5 protein-coding genes are annotated in these 6771 nt (G+C 45.0%); 4 read left to right on the top strand and 1 reads right to left on the bottom strand.

Annotated elements, in window-relative coordinates; translation table 11 throughout:
• The first annotated feature begins 471 nt into the window (after nucleotides 1–471).
• The 3 genes from AC4II3_RS30270 to AC4II3_RS30260 all read left to right on the top strand — a co-directional run bounded on the left by AC4II3_RS30270 (nucleotide 472) and on the right by AC4II3_RS30260 (nucleotide 3292).
• The gene (locus AC4II3_RS30270; protein ID WP_488015701.1) at nucleotides 472–1131 is read left to right on the top strand and encodes an Npun_F0813 family protein; all 660 of its coding nucleotides are present in this window, start codon (nucleotides 472–474) and stop codon (nucleotides 1129–1131) included.
• A gap of 110 nt (nucleotides 1132–1241) precedes the next feature.
• Nucleotides 1242–2279 (top strand): hypothetical protein, encoded by a 1038-nt coding sequence (locus tag AC4II3_RS30265; protein WP_488015703.1) that lies wholly within the window; start codon nucleotides 1242–1244, stop codon nucleotides 2277–2279.
• Nucleotides 2276–3292, top strand: coding sequence for a hypothetical protein (locus AC4II3_RS30260; protein WP_488015704.1), 1017 nt, complete (start codon nucleotides 2276–2278; stop codon nucleotides 3290–3292). Before AC4II3_RS30265 ends, AC4II3_RS30260 begins: the two co-directional genes overlap by 4 nt.
• Nucleotides 3293–3483: 191 nt before the next feature.
• Here AC4II3_RS30260 and AC4II3_RS30255 read toward each other — a convergent pair whose 3' ends face one another.
• Nucleotides 3484–4413 carry an ADP-ribosylglycohydrolase family protein gene (locus AC4II3_RS30255; protein WP_488015705.1) on the bottom strand — a complete coding sequence of 310 codons (930 nt, stop codon included), beginning with the start codon at nucleotides 4411–4413 and terminating at the stop codon, nucleotides 3484–3486.
• Nucleotides 4414–4542: 129 nt separating this feature from the next.
• Here AC4II3_RS30255 and AC4II3_RS30250 point away from each other — a divergent pair, with 129 nt between their 5' ends.
• Nucleotides 4543–6465: a glycoside hydrolase family 10-like protein gene (locus AC4II3_RS30250; RefSeq protein WP_488015706.1), complete on the top strand. Its 1923-nt coding sequence runs from the start codon at nucleotides 4543–4545 to the stop codon at nucleotides 6463–6465.
• The last annotated feature ends 306 nt before the right edge of the window (nucleotides 6466–6771 follow it).

Raw genomic sequence — 6771 nt, 5'->3', positions numbered from 1 at the left:
GGCGAACGACGCGCCCCGCGTGGCTGATAGCACCTCAAGTAGCGTGCGCGTAGCGCATTAGCTGATAACTGAATGCTTACCTCAGCATAGCCTTCAGCTTAAGTGGATAGCCACCACAATTATCGATTGCTTGTCTCAATTAGTGGTAAGACTCAAGGCACTTAGCTCGAACGCGAGTTAAGGTAGGTACATAGTCAGTGTCACTGATCAGAACTTAGTCAGACTCTGTCACAAGGATTCTGATCAGGAGATAGTGACTAGTACTCTGTCAAAATTGAATTGAGGGGTAAACTATACTTTCCCGGATGCTTTTACTAAGCATTAGGTATGACTTAACACCGTGCCACCTTGCCAGCGTGCCACCTTGCCACCTTGCCCTAACCCTCAAAACTAAATTGACAGAGTACTAGGGGGTTAGAACACTTCGTCAACAGCACCCCCTGACAGGGTCAGGAGTCATGTGCCAGTATCATGTTTATTTTGAAAAGGCAGGATGTTGAAATCTCTAGTATTCAGCACCCACAGAGGGAGCAGCAAATCCCGATTCTCAATTACCAGGGGCAAACCTTTCGCCTGGTCAGTGTATTTGGTGCCACTCAGGAAGAAGAAGCCATAGCTTTCTGGCGAGACCTAACTGATCATCGGGGAAAAGCTTGTGTATTGTTGGAAGAACCTGAGCGCTACAGCGTTTGGGGAAAAATCCGTCTGGAGCAATTAGGGACTGAACCCAGCTCTGGGGGCACTAGGGTATCCTACATTCAAGCCTGTATTTTGCTACTACAGACGGTGTATATGGATGTGGAAGACTTCTTAGGAGCTAGACAAGCTGGGTTGTTTCAGAAGGATATCGCCAAGATCTTGATAGATTCAAACTTTCCCGAGGTTCAATCGACCCAAGCTGTACAACAATTGCTCAAAATCGACCCCCTTACCAACTCGGATTTTCCTACCTGGGAAGAACATCATCTGATCACCCTGTTGCAAGAACTCTATCGCTTAGGTAAAGGCTATTTTGGCAATACCAACTTTGCTCAGGGGGTTAGCGATATCTTGCAGGATATGCCAGCTCAGGAGCAAACTCAGTTTATCAACTGGCTTAACAACTGTGATCTTGGTCAACTATGGCAATAATCTACATATGGCAATAATCTACAATTAAAAATAAGCGATTAGAATCATTAATATGTTATCTGGCTAACCATAGTCTTATTGTGCCAGTCAGTGATAAGTGTGAAATTCCTATGAGCAGCTCTGCAGAACGGTCATCAGGTAATCTATCTCCCCTCAGCAGCAATACCATCATCTATGGTGGTATTGCTTGGGCGATTATTTCCCTATTATTTTTCTTGCTGTTTGGTATTACATCCCCTGGGCAAGAGAGTCCATTTTGGTACGTGATTAGTACCTACTTTTTAGAATGTATACCCTTCCTAGTAGCAAGTATTCTCTGTTTCAGAAATTGGCGCAGCCCTCAGATTGCCAGTGGACGAAATGTCTGGCTAGGACTCGCTCTGGGGAATCTGTTCTATTTGATGGGTGGCTTGATATTCGGTGTGTGGGAGCTGTATTTTCACCTTAACCCTGATGTATCACTAGCAGATGTGTTTTACTTATCCTCTTACGTATGTCTTGGGGTAGGTATGTTTTTAGCAGTTATTCCCAGGCGCTTAAACTTAGAACTTTGGCAAGGGTTAACGATTATAGCGATTGCCATAGTGGGGATGGCCTTAGCTGCTTTGCTCTTACTTGCCCCTTCCTTCCAATCAAGCACTCCTGAATCTGGTGATGTGACCATTGCGTATTCTATTTCTGACTCGACCACACCACTGCTGGTCTTGGAAAATAATGCTATGGTCATCTCGGCAACAGAGCCATCTGAAATAACCAACTCTGAGGCTAATCAGAGTACCAATCATAATTCTCCAAGGTGGGCGATTGAACTTGACAAGTCACTGAGTGCCTATTCAAACCAATTGACCACCCTCTACATTGGTTGCGATGTAATTCTGCTGATTATTGCCTCATCCCTACTGTTAGCATTTTGGGGTGGACGTTTTTCCCAATCCTGGCAAATGATTGCCGCTGCAACATTTTGCCTGTACATTGCAGATATGTGGTTTAAGTATGCTGAGACTAGACCGAACTACCAAAGTGGCGGTTTACCAGAAGTCTTTTTTGTATTCAGTGGTGTATTGTTTGCAATAGGGGCTGCCCTGGAATATCAAATATCGAGCCGTTCCCGTCGTGGTTCACGCAGGCGAGCTGAAAAAGTAGCATGAGTCCAAGAAAACTATCTGATGTCGATAAACAGGACATCCTAGAACTATATCGACAGACAGCAGAGACAACCTCAACGCTGGCTGACCGTTATGGAGTTAGTAACTCCACCATTAGCCGTATCCTTAAGAGCAACTTGTTGGAGCAAGAATACGAGGCTCTAATTCAACAAAAGCGCTCTAATCGTACTGCTGAAAATCTCTCCTCTTCTACTCTCAAAACGGCTAAGCCTGTGGTAGAAAAAGCCGCTAAATCATCACTAGTTGTACTCAAAAATGAACCATTAGCAGAATCTATCAGTGATTTATTCACTTCAACCTCTACTGATGGACGTCGGCGGCGTAAGCGTTCCTCTGTGGCTGTTCAACCACCAGTGGAGGAAGAGGAGCAACATACCCAATTGCAACTTGATATTACCACATCAGGTTCAGAGGAAGATAAGTCTGTTGATGAGCAAGTTGATGAGCAAGTTGAATTATTACCTGAGCATAAGGGACTAGCAACTAGGAGATTCACCGAGTTGTTGGACGAAGATTTAGGGGATTTGGATCAAGATGATGATTTAGAGGATTTGGATGACCTAGATGACCTAGATGACCTAGATGACCTAGATGACCTAGATGACCTAGATGAAGATTGGGACGATGACTTGCCAGATCCTGAGATTCACGAATCCATCAGAACCTCTGTGGCTAAAAGCGGTTCTTACATTGAAATTTTGCCCCTCTCGGAAGCTTCTCTTCCTAAAACCTGCTATTTGGTAGTCAGCCGAGCGGCGGAGTTAATTGCTCGCCCTCTCAATGAGTTTAGCGACCTTGGACAAATTCCTGACGAAGAAGTTCAAGAAACAACCTTGCCAGTATTTGAAAACCATAGGGTGGCACGGCGTTTTTCTAACCGTTCTGAGCGAGTCATCAAGGTTCCTGATGCTCAGATGCTTCAGAAGACCTCTTCCTATTTGCAAGCTAAAGGAATTACCCGATTATTAATTGATGGTCAGGTCTATTCTATTTAATATCAAGTCCGTTGGCTTCTGGCTGAGGGACTTTGGCCTTTAGGGTTAATGGGAGTCGGGAGTCGGGAGTCGGGAGTCGGAATCCACCCTACTGCTGGCAGAAGGGTGGGAGGGGGGAAGTAAATGGAATGTACTTCATAAGTATGAGAAACGCTATAAATTATTGATATAACTGACTTGCTTGATATAACTTAAGCGCTTTGAGCGAGGGCAAATAGTTGCTCAGCTGTGGACTCAATCAGCTCCCGTTTAACTAGTCGGTAACGCCAAGATTCTGGTATCCCTTGATCTCCATAAAATGCCCCTGCCAATTGTCCGTAAACTGCCCCGGTGGTATCAGCATCATCACCTAAGTTGACGGCTAACAGACAGCCTTCCCGAAACGATCTACTGTGCTCAAAGGCCCATAACGCGGCTTCTAAGGATTTCACGACATAACCTGTGCCCTTAATTTCTGGTGGCTGGCGGTATTTGAAGGATCCTGTGGCAATTTCGTGTATTTCCCCAACCATTGGGTTTTCTTCCCAGTATTGAGGAATGGGGCAATAGAGTTCCGAAAGCAGTTGTTCTTTGCTTACTCCATTAACTGCTCCCACTAGCAGCGCCCCCAAGTAGCGACAGGCATCGACAGCGCTTGCTACTCCATGAGTGGTGCGTGAACTATCACCAGACTTCTCGATCGCTTCTCTTGGTTTTTTAGCATAAAACAAAGGCACAGGAGCCAAGCGCATGATAGACCCATTACCAGCACTACGGGGAGCTGTGGAACCACAGTAAGGGTTTTGGGTTCTTTCAAACTGCTGCAAGGCTTGGGATACTGTGTTTCCAATATCAAAACACTGACCTGTGCTACTTAGATAACCTTCTCGGGACCATCGCAGATACTGCTGTAATTGATCAACTGGATCAAACCCCTGTTGCTCAATCAGACTATGGGCTAAACACAGAGCCATGGATGTATCATCAGTCCAATAGCCAGGCTTCAAACCAAAAGGTCCACCACCCACCATATCTTCAATCGGGGTAAATGAGCCTGGTGGCTTAAACTCTAAAGTAGTGCCCACTGCATCCCCGACAGCCAATCCTAAGAGACTGCCACGGTAACGGTTAATTAGCTCCATATTAGCTCCATTGGATCATTTCTCATCTAATCCATAACGTTTGCTAATCTAGTGTCGTGTTCTTTGCATCTTCGCGGTTAATCAAAATCCTGATTAGCCCAACACCTTCACCCGGAGCTTGTTCAACCAATGAAACCGTTACTCAGACTCTGGCCTATAGCCTTGGTAAATAGACTGGTTTCCTTTCAGCAAACCATTAAACATCAGGGTTGGTGGATTTTGCTATTTGTGATCGGGATGATAATTCCTCTATGGCAGCTTTCCCCATCCTACGCCAGTGGCACCTTTAAAGATGTCCCAGAAAATTATTGGGCACAGCCGTGTATCACCAAACTAGCACAACAAAATATTATCAGGGGTTACCCAGATGGGACCTTTAAACCGAATGCTCCGATCACCAGAGCTGAGTTTGCTGCACTGCTTCTGAAGGCTTTCCCTAGTGCTCCTCAAGTCCGCAATGACCAAAAATTCGTAGATGTAGCAACTAATTACTGGGCTAATCAGGCTATTCGTAATGCTGATAAAACGGGATTTTTGGCTGGCTATCCTGGTAGAGTTTTCCGCCCTAAGCAAAATATCCCTCGTGTCCAAGCGTTAGTATCTTTAGCTAGTGGATTGAAGTATAAACCGGTCAAGCCTTCCCTAGAAACTTTAAAGGCAGCGTTTACTGATGCTACGGCAATTCCGAACTATGCCCAAAATGCGATCGCAGCAGCTACGGAAAATCAGATTGTGGTCAATCCCCCTAATGTGAAGCAATTCAAACCTAACCAACAAGCTAGTCGAGCTGAGGTAGCTGCTTTTTTGTGCCAAGCTACCCAAACCACTGGATTGATTCCTAATCAATACATTGCTAAGCTTGAGCCACCAAGTCCTGGTTCTACTGAAGCGGAGTTAAGAGGGGTATGGCTGACAAATATTGATAGTGAGGTACTGTTGTCTAATAGAGCAGTAACGGATAGCCTACAAAAACTTAAGGAGCTGAACTTTAACACCGTATATCCTACAGTGTGGAATTGGGGTTATACACTATATCCGTCTCAAGTAGCTAAACGGGTAGTGGGACTGGAAGCACGAATATCCACGGAGTTAGAGAAAGACTTATTTGACCCAAAGAAGGGGGTGCAGGGAGGACGAGATGTTCTCAAAGAGATTGTCGAGGCGGGACATGACAATGGTTTGAGAGTTATTCCCTGGTTTGAATTTGGCTTCAAAGCACCTTCCTATTCTGAATTAGCCAAACGCCACCCAGATTGGCTGACCCAAACCAAAGATGGGGTCAAGACTCAAACCACTAAAGGATTAGAACCAGAGGATGAAAGACTACAAGAGATTGTTTGGCTCAATCCTTTTAAACCAGAAGTACAGCAATTTATTCAAGATTTAGTTATCGAAGTTGTCAGCAACTATGATGTTGATGGTATCCAATTCGATGACCACTTTGGCTTGCCAGTGACCTTTGGTTACGATGACTTCACAGTAGAATTGTACAAACAAGAACACCAAGGTAAATCTCCCCCCACTGACCCAAAGGATCAGGAATGGGTACGGTGGCGAGCCAACAAAATTACGGATTTCCTAGCCAAGCTGTTTCGAGCAGTTAAAGACAGTGTTGAAGACAGTAACAATGATGTGATTATTTCCCTATCTCCTAATCCCCAGCGTTTTTCTTACCAATTCTTTTTAGCTGATTGGGCAACTTGGGAACAACGGGGTTTGGTAGAAGAACTAATTGTCCAGATTTATCGAGATAATTTCAGCACTTTCATCTCGGAATTAGACCAGACAGAAGTCAAAAGAGCACGGAGTCATATTCCGGTAGGGATTGGGATTTTAAGTGGTCTCAGAACTCGTTTAGTTCCGGTATCACAAATTCAGCGGCAAGTGGATGCTGTCCGACTGCGGGGATTTGCTGGTGTCTCGTTTTTCTTCTATGAAACCTTGTTGAATATGAGTGATGAACCAGCTTCTGAGCGTCAGAGGGGTTTTGAGGTCATGTTTCCTGAGTCCGTGAAAGCGCCAGATATAGAGGATTGGAAGAAATCGAATTGAGGCGTTGCTGAATTGAAGTATGAATGCGCGACGTCTGATTTTGGTAATGCCACCATTATGCCCCAACTTGGCGGTGCGACCCGTGGCGAATTTAATTCGCCTACGGAAAGCGCACCGGAGGGGAATTTAATTTACTTTTATCCCCCAGTATTGGGGTTCAGGGGACACAATCATACCCATAATTAGCAACCCCGCTCATACTTCAGACATACCTTACGCTGCATTTACTGAAGATGATTTTGGATATGTTCGCTGGGGGGGCGACATGAGAGCTAAAAAGTAGACTGTATAAGCTTCATAGCTCTC

The sequence above is a fragment of the Moorena sp. genome (assembly GCF_982860115.1).
This window is presented reverse-complemented; position numbering and strand designations above follow the sequence as displayed.